The 18,783-nt window shown below is 71.5% G+C and carries 23 protein-coding genes; 3 read left to right on the plus strand and 20 right to left on the minus strand.

Annotated elements, in window-relative coordinates:
- Positions 1 to 25 precede the first annotated feature (25 nt).
- The 10 genes from O7604_RS07700 to O7604_RS07745 form a co-directional block, all read right to left on the minus strand.
- Positions 26 to 760 (minus strand): NADH-quinone oxidoreductase subunit C, encoded by a 735-nt coding sequence (locus tag O7604_RS07700; protein ID WP_281579253.1) that lies wholly within the window; start codon positions 758 to 760, stop codon positions 26 to 28.
- Positions 757 to 1,437, minus strand: coding sequence for an NADH-quinone oxidoreductase subunit B (locus O7604_RS07705; protein WP_013283602.1), 681 nt, complete (start codon positions 1,435 to 1,437; stop codon positions 757 to 759). Before O7604_RS07705 ends, O7604_RS07700 begins: the two co-directional genes overlap by 4 nt.
- 11 nt (positions 1,438 to 1,448) lie before the next feature.
- Positions 1,449 to 1,814 carry an NADH-quinone oxidoreductase subunit A gene (locus O7604_RS07710; RefSeq protein WP_013283601.1) on the minus strand — a complete coding sequence of 122 codons (366 nt, stop codon included), beginning with the start codon at positions 1,812 to 1,814 and terminating at the stop codon, positions 1,449 to 1,451.
- A 119-nt stretch (positions 1,815 to 1,933) separates the two neighbouring features.
- Positions 1,934 to 3,208, minus strand: coding sequence for a geranylgeranyl reductase family protein (locus O7604_RS07715; RefSeq protein ID WP_281579254.1), 1,275 nt, complete (start codon positions 3,206 to 3,208; stop codon positions 1,934 to 1,936).
- Positions 3,209 to 3,342: 134 nt separating this feature from the next.
- Positions 3,343 to 3,561 (minus strand): hypothetical protein, encoded by a 219-nt coding sequence (locus O7604_RS07720; RefSeq protein ID WP_269702843.1) that lies wholly within the window; start codon positions 3,559 to 3,561, stop codon positions 3,343 to 3,345.
- A gap of 74 nt (positions 3,562 to 3,635) precedes the next feature.
- Complete coding sequence (locus O7604_RS07725) at positions 3,636 to 4,346, minus strand: demethylmenaquinone methyltransferase (RefSeq protein ID WP_091414513.1); 711 nt, start codon at positions 4,344 to 4,346, stop codon at positions 3,636 to 3,638.
- A 99-nt stretch (positions 4,347 to 4,445) separates the two neighbouring features.
- A complete protein-coding gene (locus O7604_RS07730; protein WP_281579255.1) occupies positions 4,446 to 5,705 on the minus strand; it encodes a cell wall anchor protein in 1,260 nt (419 codons plus the stop codon).
- Positions 5,706 to 6,134: 429 nt separating this feature from the next.
- The gene (gene mqnC / locus O7604_RS07735; RefSeq protein ID WP_030500766.1) at positions 6,135 to 7,325 is read right to left on the minus strand and encodes a cyclic dehypoxanthinyl futalosine synthase; all 1,191 of its coding nucleotides are present in this window, start codon (positions 7,323 to 7,325) and stop codon (positions 6,135 to 6,137) included.
- A gap of 73 nt (positions 7,326 to 7,398) precedes the next feature.
- On the minus strand, positions 7,399 to 7,809 hold the full coding sequence (locus tag O7604_RS07740) for a type II toxin-antitoxin system VapC family toxin (RefSeq protein ID WP_043327321.1): 411 nt from the start codon (positions 7,807 to 7,809) through the stop codon (positions 7,399 to 7,401).
- Entirely contained in the window at positions 7,806 to 8,084 is a 279-nt protein-coding gene (locus O7604_RS07745; protein WP_281579256.1) for a type II toxin-antitoxin system prevent-host-death family antitoxin, read from the minus strand. Before O7604_RS07745 ends, O7604_RS07740 begins: the two co-directional genes overlap by 4 nt.
- Before the next feature lie 104 nt (positions 8,085 to 8,188).
- On the opposite strand from O7604_RS07745, the gene O7604_RS07750 reads away from it, so the two are divergent.
- Positions 8,189 to 8,833, plus strand: a complete 645-nt coding sequence (locus O7604_RS07750) for a hypothetical protein (RefSeq protein ID WP_281579257.1) — start codon at positions 8,189 to 8,191, stop codon at positions 8,831 to 8,833.
- Between the two features lie 19 nt (positions 8,834 to 8,852).
- Here O7604_RS07750 and paaE read toward each other — a convergent pair whose 3' ends face one another.
- From paaE to paaA, 5 genes are all read right to left on the minus strand, one after another.
- The gene (paaE, locus tag O7604_RS07755; RefSeq protein ID WP_281579258.1) at positions 8,853 to 9,965 is read right to left on the minus strand and encodes a 1,2-phenylacetyl-CoA epoxidase subunit PaaE; all 1,113 of its coding nucleotides are present in this window, start codon (positions 9,963 to 9,965) and stop codon (positions 8,853 to 8,855) included.
- Positions 9,962 to 10,438, minus strand: coding sequence for a 1,2-phenylacetyl-CoA epoxidase subunit PaaD (gene paaD, locus O7604_RS07760; RefSeq protein ID WP_281579259.1), 477 nt, complete (start codon positions 10,436 to 10,438; stop codon positions 9,962 to 9,964). The genes paaE and paaD overlap by 4 nt, the downstream gene beginning before the upstream one ends.
- On the minus strand, positions 10,435 to 11,157 hold the full coding sequence (gene paaC, locus O7604_RS07765; RefSeq protein ID WP_281579260.1) for a 1,2-phenylacetyl-CoA epoxidase subunit PaaC: 723 nt from the start codon (positions 11,155 to 11,157) through the stop codon (positions 10,435 to 10,437). The genes paaD and paaC overlap by 4 nt, the downstream gene beginning before the upstream one ends.
- On the minus strand, positions 11,154 to 11,441 hold the full coding sequence (paaB, locus tag O7604_RS07770; protein ID WP_269706940.1) for a 1,2-phenylacetyl-CoA epoxidase subunit PaaB: 288 nt from the start codon (positions 11,439 to 11,441) through the stop codon (positions 11,154 to 11,156). The genes paaC and paaB overlap by 4 nt, the downstream gene beginning before the upstream one ends.
- 110 nt (positions 11,442 to 11,551) lie before the next feature.
- On the minus strand, positions 11,552 to 12,619 hold the full coding sequence (gene paaA / locus O7604_RS07775; protein ID WP_281579261.1) for a 1,2-phenylacetyl-CoA epoxidase subunit PaaA: 1,068 nt from the start codon (positions 12,617 to 12,619) through the stop codon (positions 11,552 to 11,554).
- Positions 12,620 to 12,978: 359 nt separating this feature from the next.
- Here paaA and O7604_RS07780 point away from each other — a divergent pair, with 359 nt between their 5' ends.
- Positions 12,979 to 13,959: a hypothetical protein gene (locus O7604_RS07780; RefSeq protein ID WP_269702860.1), complete on the plus strand. Its 981-nt coding sequence runs from the start codon at positions 12,979 to 12,981 to the stop codon at positions 13,957 to 13,959.
- On the plus strand, positions 13,959 to 14,894 hold the full coding sequence (locus O7604_RS07785) for a hypothetical protein (RefSeq protein ID WP_269702862.1): 936 nt from the start codon (positions 13,959 to 13,961) through the stop codon (positions 14,892 to 14,894). The genes O7604_RS07780 and O7604_RS07785 overlap by 1 nt, the downstream gene beginning before the upstream one ends.
- 62 nt (positions 14,895 to 14,956) lie before the next feature.
- Here the strand turns inward: O7604_RS07785 and O7604_RS07790 are convergent, their stop codons facing one another.
- From O7604_RS07790 to O7604_RS07810, 5 genes are all read right to left on the minus strand, one after another.
- The gene (locus tag O7604_RS07790; protein ID WP_194802049.1) at positions 14,957 to 15,808 is read right to left on the minus strand and encodes a menaquinone biosynthesis protein; all 852 of its coding nucleotides are present in this window, start codon (positions 15,806 to 15,808) and stop codon (positions 14,957 to 14,959) included.
- A gap of 151 nt (positions 15,809 to 15,959) precedes the next feature.
- A complete protein-coding gene (locus tag O7604_RS07795; protein WP_281579262.1) occupies positions 15,960 to 17,210 on the minus strand; it encodes an MFS transporter in 1,251 nt (416 codons plus the stop codon).
- A gap of 41 nt (positions 17,211 to 17,251) precedes the next feature.
- Positions 17,252 to 17,833 (minus strand): winged helix-turn-helix domain-containing protein, encoded by a 582-nt coding sequence (locus O7604_RS07800; protein ID WP_269702864.1) that lies wholly within the window; start codon positions 17,831 to 17,833, stop codon positions 17,252 to 17,254.
- Between the two features lie 55 nt (positions 17,834 to 17,888).
- Positions 17,889 to 18,209: a helix-turn-helix transcriptional regulator gene (locus tag O7604_RS07805; protein WP_269702866.1), complete on the minus strand. Its 321-nt coding sequence runs from the start codon at positions 18,207 to 18,209 to the stop codon at positions 17,889 to 17,891.
- Positions 18,206 to 18,577, minus strand: a complete 372-nt coding sequence (locus O7604_RS07810; RefSeq protein ID WP_281579263.1) for a type II toxin-antitoxin system RelE/ParE family toxin — start codon at positions 18,575 to 18,577, stop codon at positions 18,206 to 18,208. The genes O7604_RS07805 and O7604_RS07810 overlap by 4 nt, the downstream gene beginning before the upstream one ends.
- Positions 18,578 to 18,783: the final 206 nt, after the last annotated feature.

Consider the following 18,783-nt stretch of genomic DNA (forward strand, 5'->3'; position numbering starts at 1 on the left):
CTCCGCTTCGCTGCACTCCTCGCGCTCACTGGTACGACCGCCGCTTGTCCGGCGGGGGGATCTCCGCACCCTTGTACTCAACCGGTACGCCGCCGAGCGGGTAGTCCTTGCGCTGCGGGTGCCCCTCCCAGTCGTCCGGCATGAGGATCCGGGTCAGGGCGGGGTGGCCGTCGAAGATGACGCCGAACATGTCGTACGCCTCCCGCTCCTGCCAGTCGGCGGTCGGGTAGACGGCGGTGACGCTCGGGACGTGCGGCTCCTCGACGGAGACCGCCACCTCCAGCCGGACCGTGCGCCGGTAGGTCATCGAGGTGAGCTGGTAGACCACGTGCAGCCGGCGCTCCGCGCCCAGGTAGTCCACACCGGACACCGACGAGAGCAGTTCGAAGCGCAGCGCGAGGTCGTCGCGCATCACCTGGCAGACCTCGGCGATCCGCTCCGGGCGGACGTGCAGGGTCAGCTCGCCCCGGTCGACCACGACCTTCTCGATCGCGTCGCCGAAGTCCGGGTACGCCTCCTCCAGCGCGTCCCGCACCTCGTCGAAGTAGCTCCCGTACGGCCGGGTCGCCTCCTCGATCGGCTTGCGCTGGCGGACCAGGCCGCCGTAGCCGGAGACGTCACCGGTGCCCTGGTTGCCGAACATGCCCCTACCGGCGGGGCTGGCCGGCGGGTACTCCGCCGGGGCGGTGGAGCTGGCACCGGCCGGGGTGGTGGGTACCGGCACCCCGCCGTCGTTGTTCTTGTCGTTCGGTGCGGTCATTTCGGGCCCCTATGCGACGCCTGAAGGTGGTTCTGCGCCTTCATCCAGTTCTCGATCCGGAGCTGCTCCTCGCGCCCCTCGCGGACCGCCTTCGTCCACTCGGCACGGCGGGCCTTGTCGCTGCGGTACGACGAGGGCATCGAGCCGTACGGCACCACCGGCACGTCACCGCGCGCCTGGCGGGCCTCCAGCATCTTGCGGCCGTTCGGGCCCAGCGGCTCGTGCATGATCTTCTCGCGCAGCTTGAGCACCGCGTCGATGAGCATCTCCGGCCGGGGCGGGCAGCCGGGGAGGTACATGTCGACCGGGACGACGTGGTCGACGCCCTGCACGATGGCGTAGTTGTTGAACATGCCGCCGCTGCTGGCGCAGACGCCCATCGAGATGACCCAGCGGGGCTCGGCCATCTGGTCGTAGATCTGGCGCAGGACCGGTGCCATCTTCTGGCTCACCCGGCCGGCCACGATCATCAGGTCCGCCTGGCGGGGCGAGGCGCGGAAGACCTCCATGCCCCAGCGGCCCATGTCGTAGTGCGGGCCGCCCGCCGCCATCATCTCGATGGCGCAGCAGGCCAGACCGAACGTGGCGCCCCAGACCGAGGTCTTCCGCGTCCAGTTGACCAGCTTCTCGACGCTGGTGAGCAGGACGCCGGAGGGGAGCTTCTCCTCGATGCCCATCTGCTACCTCCTCAGTCCCAGTCCAGGCCGCCGCGACGCCACACGTAGGCGTACGCGACGAAGACCGCGACGATGAACAGGACCATCTCCACGAAGCCGAAGATCGGCAGGGCGTCGAAGGAGACCGCCCAGGGGTAGAGGAAGATGATCTCGATGTCGAAGACGATGAAGAGCATCGCCGTCAGGTAGAACTTGATCGGGAACCGGCCGCCGCCGACCGGCTGCGGGCTCGGCTCGATGCCACACTCGTACGCCTCGAGCTTGGCCTTGTTCAGACGCCGCGGGCCGGCGAGTCGGGCAGCGGCCACGGAGAACAGCGCGAACGCCGCAGCGAGGGCGAACAGCCCGATGATGGGTGCGTAAGGAGAGAGCGTCATCGTTGTCCCCTGCTCGTCCTTCCCTGACCTCGGTGGTTGGCCAAAATCACACTATTCACGTCCCTGAGACCTCGGTCGTCGGGGGGTCGATCTCTGTCCGGCTCGTGGTCGGTCGTCTCCTACACGGCCGGGGCCGCCTTCGTCATCGCGTTGATGACCCGGTCCATCGCGTCCCCGCCGCGCGGGTCGGTCAGGTTGGCCAGCAGCTTGAGCACGAAGCGCATGAGCATCGGGTGCGGCATGCCGTGTTTGGTCGCCATCCGCATGATCTCGGGGCGGCCGATGAGCTTCACGAAGACGCCGCCGAGCCGGTAGTAGCCGCCGAAGCGGGCCTTCAGCTCCTGCGGGTACGCCATCAGTGCCCGCTCCCGCTCCGCGCCGGCCGGGCGGGCCAGGGCCTGCACCAGGACCTCCGCAGCCATCTCGCCCGACTCCATCGCGTACGCGATGCCCTCGCCGTTGAACGGGTTGACCATGCCACCGGAGTCGCCGACCAGCAGCACACCGCGGGTGTAGTGCGGAACCCGGTTGAAGCCCATCGGCAGTGCGGCGCCGAGAATCGGGCCCTCCGCGTTGGCCTCGTCGGTCATCCCCCAGTCCTCGGGGGTGTTCGCGAGCCAGTCGGTGAGCAGCTTGCGGTAGTTCGTCTTGCCGAACGCCGAGGAGGAGTTGAGGACGCCCAGGCCGACGTTCACCCGGCCGTCGCCGAGGCCGAAGATCCAGCCGTAGCCGGGCAGCAGCGCGTCGCTGCCCTTGGCCCGCAGCTCCAGCCAGGACTCCAGGTAGTCGTCGTCGTGCTTGGCGGGCGAGCGGTAGTAGCGGCGGACGGCCACACCGATCGGGCGGTCCTCCCGCTTGGCCAGCCCGAGGGCGAGCGGGAATCGGCCGGAGACGCCGTCGGCGGCGACCACGAGCGGCGCGTGGAACGTCGCGGGTTCCTTGTCCGGGCCGACCTCGGCCTGCACGCCGATCACCCGGTCGTCGGCGCCGAGCACCGGCCCGAGGACGTTGACGCTGGTCTGGAGCTTCGCCCCGGCGGCGACCGCGCGCTGGGCGAGCAGGTCGTCGAAGTCGAGCCGGGTGCGCACCAGGCCGTAGTTGGGGAAGCTGGCCAGGTCGGGCCAGTCCAGCTCCAGGCGTACTCCGCCGCCGATCACCCGCAGGCCCTTGTTGTGCAGCCAGCCCGCCTCGGGCGAGGTGTCCACGCCCATCCGGATGAGCTGCCGTACGGCCCGGGGCGTGAGCCCGTCACCGCAGACCTTCTCCCGGGGAAACTCCGTCTTCTCCAGCAGCAGCACGCGTACGCCGTGCCGCGCCAGGTGGTACGCCGTGGCCGATCCTCCGGGACCGGCGCCCACGACGATGACGTCGGCGTCGTTCTCCACCGCGGTCATCCGCGCCTCCTCCCGCATGCTCGTGAAATGCTTCACAAGCCGATCCGGTTGGAGTCTATGACCGCCGTTACACCAGTACGCGGTGAGGGGGGCCTAACTTCGCGGAAACGGGCCGGTAGGAGCGCCGAAACCGGTCACGGACGGGCCGGCGAGGCCGGTCCCAGGCCGGCGTCGAGGCGGATCGCCTCGGGCAGGTGGTCGCGCAGCGCGCCACCGGCCGCCCGGTCCAGCGCCGCCAACACCTCGGCGACGACCTGCCGTACGTCGGCGGGATCCGCGCCGGCCAGTTCGCGAAGCTGCGCGATCAGCTCGGCGGCGTCGTCGTCGGTGGCGGCCTGGTCTGGTCCCGTCATGGGGGCGAGCCTACGGGACAAAGTAGACCAGAATCGGATATTCACGAAATGACCAGCGCTTGCTGGCTGGAGGGTCAGTTTCGGACGGCCCGGTGCAGCGCCACGACGCCGCCGGTCAGGTTGCGCCACGCCACCCGGCCCCAGCCGGCCGCGCCGATCCGGGCGGCCAGCGCCGCCTGGTCCGGCCAGGCCCGGATCGACTCCGCCAGGTAGACGTAGGCGTCCGGGTTGCTCGACACCGCGCGGGCGACGGCCGGCAACGACCGCATCAGGTACGACAGGTAGACGGTGCGGAACGCCGGGTTCACCGGCGTGCTGAACTCGCAGACCACCAGCCGCCCGCCCGGCCGGGTCACCCGGGCCAGCTCGGCCAGCGCGGCGTCGGTGTCGTTCACGTTGCGCAGCGCGAAGGAGATGGTCACCGCGTCGAAGCTGGCGTCGGCGAACGGCAACCGCAGCGCGTCCCCGGCCAGCAGCGGCACCGACGGGCGGGTGCGCTTGCCCGCGTACAGCATGCCCAGCGACAGGTCGGCGCCGACCGCGTACGCCCCGGAGTGGGCCAGTTCCTCGGTCGAGACGCCGGTGCCGGCGCCCACGTCGAGCACCCGCTCGCCGGGCCGCAGCCCGAGCGCCGCCCGGGTGGCCCGCCGCCAGGACCGGTCCTGCCCGAAGGAAAGCACGGTGTTGGTCAGGTCGTAGCGGGCCGCGACACCGTCGAACATCGCGGCTACCTCGTGCGGCTGCTTGTCCAGGCTGGCGCGCTGGCCCTGCGGGGTACGGCTCACCCCTCCACTCTGCCAGCCGCGCCGCTCCCGTCCCGCCCCGGGTACGCGAGAGGGCGGGGTGGTCACCCACCCCGCCCTGATCGCGTAACGGTTCGCCGGTCAGTCCTCGGCGCGCTCCTCGCCCGGCGTGACGAGCACCACCTTGCGGCGGCGGGACAGCATCATCAGCGCCGCGCCGGCCGCGAGGACGGCCGCGCCGATTCCGCCGATCAGGCCGACCTGCATACCGGTCACCGGCAGGCCGCCGTCGCCGGTGCCGCCTCCCGTACCGCCACCGGCGGTCGGGGTCGGCACCGCCGTCACGCTGCCGGTCGGGGTCGGCTCGGCGGTCGGCGTCGAGGTCGGGCCGGCGGTCGGCGTCGGGCTCGGCGTCGACTGCGGGCTCTGGTCGACGAAGACGTCGAACTGGGCGGTGTTGTCACCGTCGTCGGCCTCGGAGAACGCGCGGCGCTGCGCCGAGGTGGCGGCCTTCGGCCGCTCCTCCGGCGTGCCGGAGGCCGCCTCCAGCCCGGCGGCCCAGACGAAGCCCGGGCGGAGCACCTTCTCGGTCACGTCCGCGCCGACAGTCACCCGCACGCCCGCGGTGTAGTACTGGCCGGGCTTGAGCACCGCGCCCAGGTCCTCGCAGTACGCGTTGGCGAACCCGCCCAGGTTCTGCTCGACGCAGCCCTCGGGCAGCTCGGCGAAGGTGACGCCGGCCGGCAGCGTGATGCCGTAACTGACGCCGGTGGCGTTCTCGCTGCCGTCGTTGAACACGGCCCAGTCCAGCGGCGCGGTCTGGCCCGGCCGGACCGGGCGCAGGCCCGACTCACCGGCGTCGTCGCCGTCGACCACCACGTCGGCGTACACGTCCTGGACCCACGTGGTGAGGTCGTAACCGGGGTCGGTGACGGTGATGTCGTGGTCGACCGTGTCCAGCACGCCGGTGCCGTTCGCCGCGCTGATCGAGACCGTGAGCGTGCCGGCCGCGCCAGTGCCGCCGGTGGAGAACAGCGGGATGCCGAAGTCCTCAGTGGTCCCGGCGGGCAGGTCGCCCAGCAGGCAGGAGAAGGCGGTGCCGCGGATGTCGCAGCCGGCCGGGACCAGCACACCGACCTTGGCCCTCACGAGGCCCTTCGTCTCGACCGTGACCCGGACGTCCTTCGCGTCCACCGTCCCGACGGTGTTGTTCACCTGGAACTTGAACGGCTTGGCCTTGGCCTTGCTGACGCCGTTGGCGAGCTGGTAGCTGAGCGGGATGAGCTGGAGGTCGGCCTTGTCGGCCGCCTGCGCCGGGCCGGCGAGCGCGCCGAGACCGGCGGTGGAGAGCAGGGCCACGACGCCGGCGCTGGCCAGCGTGGACCGGTAGCGGAAGGTCATTGTTCCCCCGGGGGTAGGGACGTGCCGATCAATGCACGGAACGAAGGGACGGTACCGGAGCGACGCGTCGCCACGCCAGCGTCCGACGGTGGGAATTCCCGTCGGTACCGACAGACGGCAAGGGCGGGATGGTCACCCATCCCGCCCTTGCCGCGGTGCGTTATGTGAACGGCCCTCATGGGCCGATGGAGGACGACGGTCCCCGACGGACGCCGCCAGCGTAATGGCGTCGTCGGCTCACCGGGCCGTGCTCGACCGGGTCGCCGCCGACCTGTTACCTGCCTGCTCGCGGCCCGGATCGGTGGTGTCGCGCGGGCAGGCTAGCCGCCGGTGATCACGCAGGTGAAGACCCCTGACCGAAGCTTCACCGGAAACGGGCGGACCTCCGGCCGCACGACGGACGGTGACCGGCCGAACGGCCGAACCCGCTCAGTTGACCTCGACCAGCGGCAGCGACTTACCGGCCCCGCCGCCGGGCAGGGCGATCGACGAGAAGTGCGAGACCACCCGGTCGTCGCTCGGGTCGTCGGCGGGCGTGTGGTGCACCGCGAGCCGGTTGTAGAGCGTGTCCCGCTGGGCCGGGATCCGGTCGGCCGACCGGATCATGCCGATCAGCTCGTGCAGGTTGGAGCGGTGCCGGGCGCCGGCCGAGGAGATGACGTTCTCCTCCAGCATGATCGAGCCGAGGTCGTCCACGCCCATGTGCAACGCGAGCTGCCCGACGTCCTTGCCGGTCGTCAGCCAGGACGCCTGCAGGTGCGGCACCGTCTCGAAGAACAGACGGGCCACCGCGACCAGGCGTAGGTATTCCAGCGTGGTCGCCTGGGTGCGGCCCTTCAGGTGGTTGTTCTCCGGCTGGTACGTCCACGGGATGAAGGCCCGGAAACCGCCGGTGCGGTCCTGCACGTCACGAATCATCCGCAGGTGCTCGATGCGCTCGGCGTTCGTCTCGCCGGTGCCCATCATCATGGTGGCCGTCGACTCCAGGCCCTGCCGGTGCGCCAGCTCCATGACCTCCAGCCAGCGGGCGCCCGACTCCTTCAGCGGCGCGATCGCCTTGCGCGGCCGGTCCGGCAGCATCTCGGCCCCGGCACCCGCGATCGAGTCCAGGCCGGCGGCCTTGATCCGGGCGATGGCCTCGTCCAGGCTCACGCCGGAGACCTTCGCCATGTGCAGGATCTCGCTCGGGCCGATCGAGTGGATCGCGAGCTGCGGGTACGCCTTCTTGACCGAGGAGAACAGCTCCTCGTAGTACTCGACGCCGTAGTCCGGGTGGTGCCCGCCCTGGAGCATGACCTGGGTGGCGCCCAGCTCGACCGCCTCGCCGCAGCGGCGCAGGATCTCCTCGGTCGGGTGGGTCCAGCCCTCCTTGTGCTTGGGGGCCCGGTAGAACGCGCAGAACTTGCACGCCGTCACGCAGACGTTCGTGTAGTTGATGTTGCGGTCGATCAGGTACGTGACGATGTTGTCCGGGTAGCGGCGCCGCCGTACCGCGTCGGCCGCCTCGCCCAGCGCGTGGAAGGGCGCGTCGGTGTAGAGCAGCAGCGCCTCCTCGGGCGTGATCCGCCCGCCGTCCGCGCCGCGTTGCAGGATGTCGTCGATCTCCCGGTTCGCCGTCACATCCCCGAGCGTACGTCGCGGGCCCGACGGCGGGAAACGCCACTCCTCACCTGGTGACGAGAGACCCACCCGGTCAGGGCATGCCCGGGCTGGCCACCGGCAGCCCGATCGCCCTGGCCGCCTCCAGCAGCCGCTTGTCGTACGTGACGAACGCGACGAACTCGGCCGCCGCCTGCCGGGCCAGCACCTCGGCGGTCGCGAGATGGACGGCGTCCAGGCTGCGCAGCATCGGCTCCGGATACGCGCCCGCTGTCGCCCGGACCGTGGCGTCGATCTCGACCCGGTAGAGACGTCCCAGCACCGAGGGGACACCCACCAGCGCCTGTGGAGCGGCACGACGCAACGCCCGTGGCACCTCCACCTCGACGAGAGCCGACGACACCAGGGCGGTGCCGGCGCGCTCGTTCAGCCAGCCGAGCAGATCCGGTGTCTCCGCCTCCCGCCGCAGCATCTTGATGACCGCCGCCGAGTCGAGGTAGATCACCAGCGCTCCTCGTCGCGCGCCTCTACCAGCGCGGCTGCGGCGTCCACCGTGGGATCCCCGAGCACCGGCGGCATCGGGACCGGGCCGATCGTGGTCGGGGCCGTAGCCCGGCCCTCGGCCACCAACCGGCCGAGAAGCGCGTCGCCGGCCAGCACCGGGACGAGACGGGCGATCGGCTCACCCCGATCGGTCACCTCGACCGTCTCACCGGCGCGCACCCGCGCCAGCACCCGGCTGGTGTGCTGGTTCAGCTCCCGGACGGCGATCTGCTCCATGAGCCAAGTGTAGGACGCAACGTTCTACGTGTCACGGATGGTGGTCGACCCGAAACGCCACTCCGGAAAGCGGAGCGCTGGCGTCGCCCACCTACGCTCTCGGCGTGTCAGTCGTATCCACTCCCGTACGCGTGGCCGGTGCCCGCTCCGCCCTCTGGTCCCTCACCATGACCGCCGTCCTTGTCGGCTTCGGCCTCGCCGTGATCGCGGTGAACACGCTCGTCGGCTACCTGACGGTAGGGCTGTCCCAGGCCGTGCCGATCTGCCTCGGCCTGGTGGGTTGCTTCGCCTTCACCGTCGCCCTGCGCCTGCTGCACCGGGCCTGGTGGCTGGCCGTCCTGTCGGTGGTGCCTTCCCTCTTCGTGCTGGTGGGAAGCGTGCAGCTCGCCCCCGAGGCGGTGCTGCGGGATCGGGGCGTCGCCCAGCAGGTCACCATCACCGACGTGCAGACGGCCGGCAAGCGGCACGAGTTCGCGCTCCGCGGCGACTCCGGTCCGCTCGACGAGCCACTCGTCTACTCGGGCAGCGCTCCCGGCTACCGGGTCGGCCAGCGGCTGACCGTGCTCGCCGACCCGCAGGGGCAGGTGGAGCTGGCCGACGCCGAGAAGGTCGACGTCGCCGGCAAGCGGAGCATGCTCGTGCTCGGCGCGGCCGGCTGGACGCTGTTCGCGCTCCTGGCCGGATGGCGCGGCCACGTCCGCCGGGCCCGGGGGCGTGAAGCGTCGGCGCCGCTGCCGCTGCCGTTCTGACCGACGGGCACCGGCCACCTCACGCGTCGTAGTCGACTGTCAGCTCGCCGGTGACCGGGCTGGACTGGCAGGTCAGCACGTAACCGGCGGCCACCTCGTCCGGCTCCAGCGCATAGTTGCGCGCCATCGTCACCTCGCCGACCGTCACCTTGGCCCGGCAGGTCGAGCACACGCCGCCCTTGCACGCGTACGGCAACTCGCCGCGCACCCGCAGGGCCGCGTCCAGCACCCGCTCGTCCCGGCCCATCGTGAAGCTCGACGAACGGCCGTCCAGCAGGATCGTCACCTCGGTGCCCGCCTCGGGCCGGTCGGTCTCCCGCCGGACCGGCTCCGGCGGGGCGTCGACGTGGAACAGCTCGGTGTGCACCGCCGCGTCCGGCACGCCACGACCCGCGAGCACCGCCTTGGCGTCCACCACCATGCCGTACGGGCCGCAGAGGAACCACTCCTCGATCTCGTCACCGGGCACGACGGTGTCGAGCAGCCGGGTCAGCCGGTCGGCGTCGATCCGCCCGGACAGCAGCGCCGACTCCCCCATCTCGCGGGACAGCACGTGCACCAGGTGCAGCCGGGTCGGGTAGCGGTCCTTCAGGTCGGCCAGCTCCTCGGCGAACATCACCGAGTTCGCCGTGCGGTTGCCGTACACGAGCGTGAACGTGCTGTGCGGCTCGGTCGCCAGCGCGGTCGCGGCCAGCCCGAGGACCGGGGTGATGCCGGAACCGGCGACCACCGCGCCGTACCGGCGGGCCCGGTCCGGGGTGAACGCGGAGGTGAAGTGGCCCAGCGGCGGCAGCACCTCGACGGTGTCGCCGCCACGCAGCGCACCGCAGGCGTACGCGGAGAACGCCCCGCCCGGAACCTCACGCACCCCGACCCGCAGCCGGCCGTGCCGGGCCAGCTCGTCGGGGGTGGAGCAGATCGAGTACGACCGCCGGACCTCCTCGCCGTCGCCGCCGGCCGGGCGGCGGACGGTGAGGTGCTGCCCGGCGGAGAACGCGAATGTGTCGCGCAGCTCCTCCGGTACCGCGAACGTGATCGACACCGAGTCGTCGGTGAGCCGGTCCACGGCGGCGACGGGCAGCGGGTGGAAGACCGGCCGGCGGCGAACCGGCCGCGTGATGGTGACAGTCACAGCGCCTTCAGGTGGTCGAAGGGTTCGGAACAGGAGCGGCAGCGCCACAGCGCCTTGCACGCGGTCGAGCCGAAACGGCTGATCTGCGTGGTCTCCGGCGACCCGCAGCGCGGGCAGCGGACGGCCAGCGTCAACGGCACCACCGTGTCGTCGCCGCGCGGCGCGGGCGGGGCGATGCCGGCGGCGGCGAGCTTGGCCCGGCCGGTGTCGGAGATCCAGTCGGTGCTCCACGCCGGGTGGTAGACGGTACGGACCTCGGCGTCCGGATGCCCGGCGGCGGCCAGCGCCCGGCGGATGTCCTCCCGGATCACGTCCATGGCCGGGCAGCCGGTGTAGGTGGGGGTGATGGTGACGACGACCCGGCCGGTGTCCGGTTCCTCGTCGACCGCGCGCAGGATGCCCAACTCGTCGATGGTGATGACCCGGATCTCCGGGTCCACCACCGCCGCCGCGGCGTCCCTCGCGCTTGTCACCAGCGCGCTCCGGGGTGGGCGCGGTGCAGCACCTGCATCTCGGCGAGCAGATAGGAGAGGTGCTCGGTGTGCAGGCCGTCCCGGCCGCCACCGGGCGTCCAGCCCGTCTCCGGGCGGGTCAGCGTCGCCTCGTCCAGCACCACGGACACGGTGGCGTCGAAGTCGGCCCAAAGGGTGGACGGGTCGACCGGCGCCGCCGGGTCCGGGGTGAACAGCTCGTGGACGTACGGCCACACCTCGTCGACCGCGTCCTGCATGCGCCGGTGCGACTCCTCGGTGCCGTCGCCGAGCCGCTTCACCCACAGCGCGGCGTGGTCCAGGTGGTACGCCGACTCCTTGCGCGCCTTCGCGCCGACCGCCGCCAGCCGTTCGTCACCGCAGCCGGCCAGCGCCGTGTAGAGCGGCACCTGGTACGCGGCCAGGAAGAACAGCTTCGCCATGGTCACGCCGAAGTCACCGTTGGGCAGCTCGACCAGCAGGCAGTTGCGGAACTCGCGGTCGTCGCGCAGGTAGGCCAGGTCGTCCTCGTCGCGGCCCGCGCCCTCCAGCTCGCCCGCGTACGTGAGCAGCAGGCGCGCCGCGCCGAGCTGGTCGAGGGCGATGTTGGCGAGCGCGATGTCCTCCTCCATCTCGGGAGCGCGGGAGGTCCACTCACCGAGGCGCTGCGCCGCGATCAGCGCGTCGTCGCCGATGGCGAGCGTGAAGTCGAACAAGCTCATAGATGCGCAGCCCCTTCGGGGACCTCGTAGAAGGTGGGGTGCCGGTAGACCTTGTCGGCGGCCGGATCGAAGAACGCGTCCTTCTCGTCCGGGCTGGACGCGGTGATCGCGCTCGCCGGCACCACCCAGATGGAGACGCCCTCCTGGCGGCGGGTGTAGAGATCCCGGGCGTTGCGCAGGGCCAGCTCGGCGTCGGGGGCGTGCAGGCTGCCGACGTGGGTGTGCGACAGGCCACGGCGGGCCCGCACGAAGACCTCCCACAGGGGAGAGGACGAGCCGCTCATGCCGGATTGACCGGGCATGCCCTCACGGCCCTCGCTCCGCTCGGTGCGTTCGCTCATGCCGTGCTGGCTGGGCATGCCCTCACGGCCCTCGCTTCGCTCGGTGCGTTCGCTCATGCCGGCACCGGCTCCTTTCGCTCTGCCCGCTTCGCGGCGTACGCCGCGGCGGCCTCCCGTACCCACGCGCCGTCGGCGTGCGCCTTACGCCGGTGCGCCATGCGCTCCCTGTTGCACGGCCCGTCGCCCTTGATCACCCGCATCAGCTCGTCGTAGTCGGGCTGGGTGTAGTCGTACGCCTGCCGCTCGTCGTTCCAGCGCAGGTCGGGGTCGGGAAGGGTCAGGCCGAGCACCTCCGCCTGGCCGACGCACATGTCGACGAAGCGCTGACGCAGCTCGTCGTTGGAGAAGCGCTTGATCTTCCAGGCCATGGACTGGGCGCTGTGCGTCGAGTCGCCGTCCGGCGGGCCGAACATGGCCAGTGACGGATACCACCAGCGGTCCACCGCGTCCTGGGCCATCGCCTTCTGCGCTTCGGTGCCGTGCGCCAGCGTGTGCAGGATCTCGTAGCCCTGCCGCTGGTGGAACGATTCCTCCTTGCAGACCCGGATCATGGCCCGGGCGTACGGGCCGTAGGAGCAGCGGCACAGCGGCACCTGGTTGACGATCGCCGCGCCGTCCACGAGCCAGCCGATCGCGCCCACGTCGGCCCAGGTCAGCGTCGGATAGTTGAAGATCGAGCTGTACTTCTGCCGCCCCTCGAGCAGCAGCTCCACCAGCTCGTCGCGGCTGATGCCGAGCGTCTCGGCGGCCGCGTAGAGGTAGAGGCCGTGACCGGCCTCGTCCTGCACCTTGGCGAGCAGGATCGCCTTGCGCTTGAGCGACGGCGCCCGGCTGATCCAGTTGCCCTCCGGCTGCATGCCGATGATCTCGGAGTGGGCGTGCTGCGCGATCTGCCGGATCAGCGTCCTGCGGTACGCCTCGGGCATCCAGTCGCGGGGTTCGATCTTCTGGTCCGCGCTGATGACGTCGGCGAAGTACGCCTCGACGTCCTCGTCCGGGGCCGCACCGCCGCGCCGGGCCCGCGCCGCCGCCTCGCGCAGCGCCGCTTCCGCCGCCTCCACCTCGCCGAGCAGGCCGCCGCCCGGAGCGTCCTCCGGCGGGGCGAAGTCGTTGCCATACATGCAGCCAGTGTTACAGCTCGCCACGAATGACACCAGAGGGTGTAACAGGTTTCGAGGGACACCTCGCGTCACCGGGCATGTGCATGCCGACATCGGCCCTGGTAGCTGTGATGTCGATCACTCACAGTGGGTGAAATCCCCCAAGGATGGCAAAGCGGCTCAATATCCCGCTCACCCGGCAAACTCACGGGTGTCGAGACCTGGCATCGAGGCTGTCCGGAAGTAGACTTCCGACCGGCAAACCGTTCGGCTTCATGATCGTCACCGTTCAGGCCATCGTCCCCCGGCCTAGTGGCGACCGGGCCGAACCCATGCGGAAGCGCCGGTCCCCCCGGCCAGACATCTGGAGCTCACCACTCATGCGACCTCGCGTGACCATGGTGCTCGCCATCGTGGCGGTCCTCATCGGCGGCGTCATGCTGGTGCCGGCCGCGTACGCGAAGTTCTCCACCGGAGACGGCGTCGGCGGTTTCGGCGGCGGCGAGCAGGTCCCGGCGCCGGCACCGACCGCGCCGGCGGCCCCGACGCTCGCCGACGCCCCGGTGTCGGTGAACTTCAAGGGCGAGTTCTTCTCCTGGGCCCTGATGGACCGCGAGACCGGCACCGTCACCGGCGCCGAGAACATGAACCAGACCAGCTCCACGGAGTCGATGCTCAAGGCCTGGATCGTCGCGGACTACCTCCGCCAGCTCGGCGACAGGCAGCCGAGCGCCGGTCTGAAGAAGGCGGCGATCCTCGCGATCCGGGACAGCGACGACGACGGCGCGAACGCGGTCTACCGGGCGGCGGGAGGTTCCTACCGGCCGCAGCCGGGCGGGCGGCCCGACCCGGTCATCGCGCGGGCCATCCAGATCTGCGGTCTGACCGACACCAGGCCCGGCAACGTGCCCGACTACAAGGGCTGGTGGAGCTTCACCGAGATGTCCCCCCGGGACGCGGTCCGCCTCGGCGACTGCATCGCCGACGGTCGCGCCGCCGGCCCCAAGTGGACCAAGTGGCTGCTCAGCGAGATGACCAAGGTGGCCGGCAGCGTCAGCAAGCAGGGCACCCGGTCCGGCGGCGGCCGGTGGGGCATCATCGACGGCCTTCCGGCGACGATCAAGTCGCAGGGCCCGGTGCACATGAAGAACGGCTGGACCCAGCTCGCCTACGACGGCAACTGGCACGTCAGCTGCCTGGCGTTCACCGACAAGTGGAGTCTCGCCGTGATGATGCGGTACCCGGGCCGCGCCGGCCTGCCGTACGGTGCGAAGATGTGCGCCACAGTCGCCACCCAGCTCGTGACGCCGCAGCCCGGCGCCGCGCTCAAGGTGCCGCAGCAGCCGGTCGGGAAGCTCTGATGGCCGGTGCCCGGCGTCGGCCCGGCAGCTATCGGCGGCCGCTGGCGTTCAGCGTCCTGGCTGCGGTCCTCGTCGGCCTTCTCGGCCTCTCCCTGCGCGTGATCCCCGGTTCGCCGCTGGAGGCGACCGCGAACTCGCGTCCCGAGCCGACGAGCGAGCGGTCCGCCCGGCAGCCCGTCGACCGCAACGCGACCCGCGTCGCCCCCTCACCGTCGATCGCCCCGCTGCCGTTCCAGGCGAAGAACCTGGACAGCCTGAAGATCAAGGGCTGGTACGCCTGGTCCGTGCTGGACAAGCGCACCGGAAAGATCATCGGCTCGGCGAACATGGGCGAGACGAGCACCACCGCGTCCCTGATCAAGTCCTGGGTGGTCGCCGACTACCTGCGCCTGAGCGCCGCGGACGGCAAGACGCCGAGCGACGCGAAGCTGGCCGACGCCACGAAGATCATCCGGGACAGCGACAACACCCGGGCCCAGGAGTTCTACAAGAACGTCGGCGGCTCGGACTCGATCGAGCGGCTGATCTCGATCTGCAAGCTGACCGACAGCGAGGTCGCCGATGACGGCGGCTGGAGCCGCACCGAGCTGTCCCCTCGGGACACCGCCCGCCTCGGGCTCTGCATCGACGACGGGCGGGCCGCCGGGCCGAAGTGGACCAAGTGGCTGCTCAACGAAATGCGCCAGGTCCGCGCTCCCGGCGACTTCGGCATCCGCAAGGCGTTCCCGGCGGCCCAGCAGAAGAAGATCGCCATCAAGAACGGGTGGATCGACCGGGACAAGGAAGAGGAGTACCACGTCAACTGCCTGGCCATCGGCGACACCTGGACGATGGGCGTGATGCTGCGCACCCCGTTCGGCGTCGAGGGCGGCTGGGAGTACGGCATGGACGCCTGCGAACGGATCACCAAGGCGCTGCTGCGCCCGGCGACCTGACCCGGGCACGCCCGGCCTGACTCCGCGCGGCCCGCGCGGTCAGCCCTCGCTCGCCCGCGCGGTCAGCCCTGGAAGAACTCCGGTCCGCCGGCCGGCAGCGCCGGCACCTCCCCGTACGCGGCCGCCCGGCGGGCGAACTCGCGCAGCCCGGCCACCTGCCGCTCCCCCAGCGAGAAGTCCAGCGCCCGGAAGTACGTGGCGAGCGTCGCCGCGTCGAACGTCTCCCAGCGGGCCGCCGCCTCCGCCACCTGGTCCAGCTCGGCCAGGCACAGGTCGCGCGAGCGCAGGAACGCCTCGTGCACCTCCTTGACCAGCCCCGGGTGGGCAGCCGCGAACTCGCGGCGTACCGCCCAGACGGCGAACACCATCGGCAGGCCGGTCCAGTCGTGCCACGCCTGCCCCAGGTCGGTCACCTCGAGACCCTTGGCCGGCGCCTCGTAGAGCGCGCGCAGCGCCACGTCGCCGATGAGCACTCCGGCGTCGGCCTCCAGCAGCATCTGAGTCAGGTCCGGCGGGCAGCGGAAGTACTCCGGGCGCACCCCGTGCCGCTCGGCGAGCAGCAGCTGGGCCAGCAGCACCCCGGTACGCGACGTGGAGCCGAGCGCCACCCGGGCGCCGTCCAGCTCGCCCAGCGGGCGGGTGGACACCACGTTCACCGAGAGGACCGGCCCGTCGCTGCCTACTGCCAGGTCGGGCAGGAGCAGCAGGTCGTCGGCGTGCTTGAGGAACTCCACGAGCGTGATCGGGCCAATGTCCAGGTCACCGGCGACCAGATCGGCGCTCAGCCGGTCCGGCGAGTCCTTGTGCAGGTCGACGTCGATGAGCGCGCCGGACCGCATCAGCCCCCAGTAGATGGGCAGGCAGTTCAGGAACTGGATGTGCCCCACCCGGGGGCGGGCGATGCGATCGGCCATGACCCGACCGTATCGCCGTGGCTTCCGCCGCGCCGCCGGGGGAGCCGATGAAGTGGCGAACCCCGCTCCCGCCGGGAAGGAAGGGCCCCTTGTTAACGCCTCCGGTAGAGGAAGGGGCCCTTATTAACACCGGCGATCAGAACACCGGCGATCAGACCGGCTCCGGCGCCACGGCGGCAGGCGTGGCCGTACGGGCGGCGGCGCGCTCGGCGCGTACCGCGCGGCGGACCGGCCAGGCCAGCGCCACCACCACGAGCAGGCCGGCCACGCCGCATCCGGCGACGAGCGTGCGCGGGCCGGCAACCTCCAGCAGCAGGCCACCGACCAGGTATCCGCCCATCGCGGCGCCCTGGGCGGCCGCCCCGAAGGCGGCGAACGCGCGGCCCCGGGCCGCCTCCGGCACCCGGCGTGCCAGCAGCAGGTTGTTGAAGACGTTGTCGCCGCCGTTGCCCACGCCGCCCAGCAGCCAGATGGGCGCGAGCAGCCAGGCCGAGGGCACCGCCGCCGAGACCAGCACCGCCAGACCGCAGCCGCCGAGGAGCAGCAGCCCGGCGCCGAGCAGCGCGCCGTCGTCGGCGAGCCGGCGGGCGACGCGGGCGAACAGCCACGCGCCGAGCACGATGCCGAGCGTCCAGGAGCCGGTGACCAGGCCGTACACGGTCGCGCTGCTGCCGAGCGTCTCCCGGATGAAGAAGACCTCGATCACGTTCACCGCGCCGACCGCGCCGATCACCGCGGCCACGCTGCCGACCATCACCGTCAGCAGCGGGTCGCGGCGCAGCCGCCACGGGGGTGCGACCACGGCGGCGGTCCCGGCCGTCGCCCGGCGGCCTCCCCTGCGGGTACGGACGAGCAGCCCGGCCGCCACCAGCGAGAGATAGCTGAGGGCGCCGAGGAGCAGCGGTACGCGGGTGCCGAACTGGCCGACGAGCAGCCCGGCCAGTGCCGGGCCGGCGAGTGCGCCCAGCGTGCCGGCGGTCTGGTTCAGCGCACCGGCACGGGGCAGGTCCTCGGGCAGCACCATGGCCGGCACCAGCGCGGCGATCACCGGCTGGGTGACCGCGAGCCCGGTCGCGAGCAGCGCCACAAGTGCGATCACCAGCACCGGATCCGTGGCGTACGCGAGCGCCACGCATGTCGCGCCCTGGCCGGCCCCGGCGGCGATCAGCAGCACCCGGCTGTCCACCCGGTCGGCGAGGCGGCCGGTCAGCGGGGCGAGCGCCACGAGCGGCAGTGTCGCGGCGAGCAGCAGCCCGGAGACCGCGAGCCCACCGGCCCCGGCGGACTGGAGCGCAAGCGTAAGGGCGCTGGTGACCAGGAAGTTCCCGCAACTGGAGACGCCGCGCGCGGTGGCCGCGAGCCAGACGTCCGGCCAGCGCGACGCGGCAGTTGTGAAGGACATACTTCGAAAGTAATCCTTCACAACTGCCGTGCGCAACCCCGTCAATCGAGCGGCATCGCCCGATACTGCGTCGCCACCGGCCGGGCTCCGGCCGGCGGATCGGTCCGGGTCCGTCGCCGGTACGGCTCCATCAGCGCCTGGATCGCCTGGTTCAGCTCCGTCAACTCCTCGGCGGTCATGAGCAGCACGCTGTCGCTGAACCAGGTCGCCGCGTACCACTCCGGCGGCTCGTCCGGCGCGCGGCGCAGCCACTCCCGGACCCGCTGGGCGTCGCGGACCATGTGCGCCTCGACCAGGGCCGCCTCGGCGGCATGCGCCTCCGGGTCGGCGTCCGGTCCCACCTCGACGTGGTACGACGGATTCACCGCCTGCCAGACCCGCTCCCGGGCGTCACCCCGGCCGGGCGCCTGCCGGACCAGCCCGAACTTCGCCAGCTCGCGCAGGTGGTAGCTGGTCGCGCTCGGCGACAGCCCGGCGATCTCGGCGCACTCGGTCGCCGTCGCACCGCCCTCCAGCGTGCCGAGATGTTCCATGATCGCCATGCGCGCCGGGTGAGCGAGCGCCCGCATCACCTGCGGGTCGCTGATCGTCACCCGGCTCCTGCCGGGAAGCGCCTCGGTCATGCCTCAATGATCCCGCGTCCACAGACGCCGGGATCCAGTGGTGAACCCATCGGATTCAGGCAACCTTGAGCTGCTCGTCGCCGAAGTCGGCGATCAGCTTGAGGGTGCCGCCGAGCGCGCCGATGTAGCGCGCGAGCACCTCCTGGGTCGCCACGTTGCCCGACTCGATCTGCGACACCCGGGCGACCGAGACACCCATTCTCGATGCCACCTGCTCCTGGGTCATCTCCCGCCGCTTGCGCAATTCAGCGAGCCGCCACCCGCGGGCGTGATCGAGCATCGCCCCGACCTCGGCCTCGAACGCACGCGGGCCGCCGGCCGTGTCGATAGCCCGGTCCAGGTTGGTGGTGTCACGCCAGCGCTTGACCCCGCTCATCGGTTCTCCTCCTGCCGTTCCTTGAGGTACGTGTCGTACAGCTGCTCCGCCTCCGGAATGGCTTCGCGATACCACCGTGCCCACTGCCCGGACTTGTCACCGGCGACCAGCAGCACCGCCGAGCGCCATGGATCGAAGACGAACAGAACCCTGATCTCGGTCCGCCCCGCCGACGGGGGCCGCAGCTCCTTGAGATTGCTCAGACGCGATGCGGTGATGCTGTCGACGAGAGGCCGCCCTTCGGCCGGCCCGTTGCGTTCGAGCACCAGGATGGCCTGGTTGACGAGGCGGTGGGATTCGCGGTCGCGAACGTAGAGCTGGTCGAGGAATTCCTCCACCTGCCCGGTCATCAGGATCTCCCACTCCATCCCCCGCACCTCCGGACTTAATAATATTCTTAAGGCGGAGGCGGGTCGAGCGAAACGGCAGCCACCAGGAAATTGGTTGGCGCGACCGGCCGGCGCTCCCGTAGCGTGGAGGGCCGCCCGACGGCCGCGGTGAGCATGCACCGCAGCGGACGTCCCCGCGCCGGGAGCAGGCCAACCGCCCCGGATACGCGAGCGAGCCTCAGTTG

Origin of the sequence: Micromonospora sp. WMMA1947 (assembly GCF_027497355.1) — a bacterium.
Classification (GTDB): domain Bacteria; phylum Actinomycetota; class Actinomycetes; order Mycobacteriales; family Micromonosporaceae; genus Micromonospora.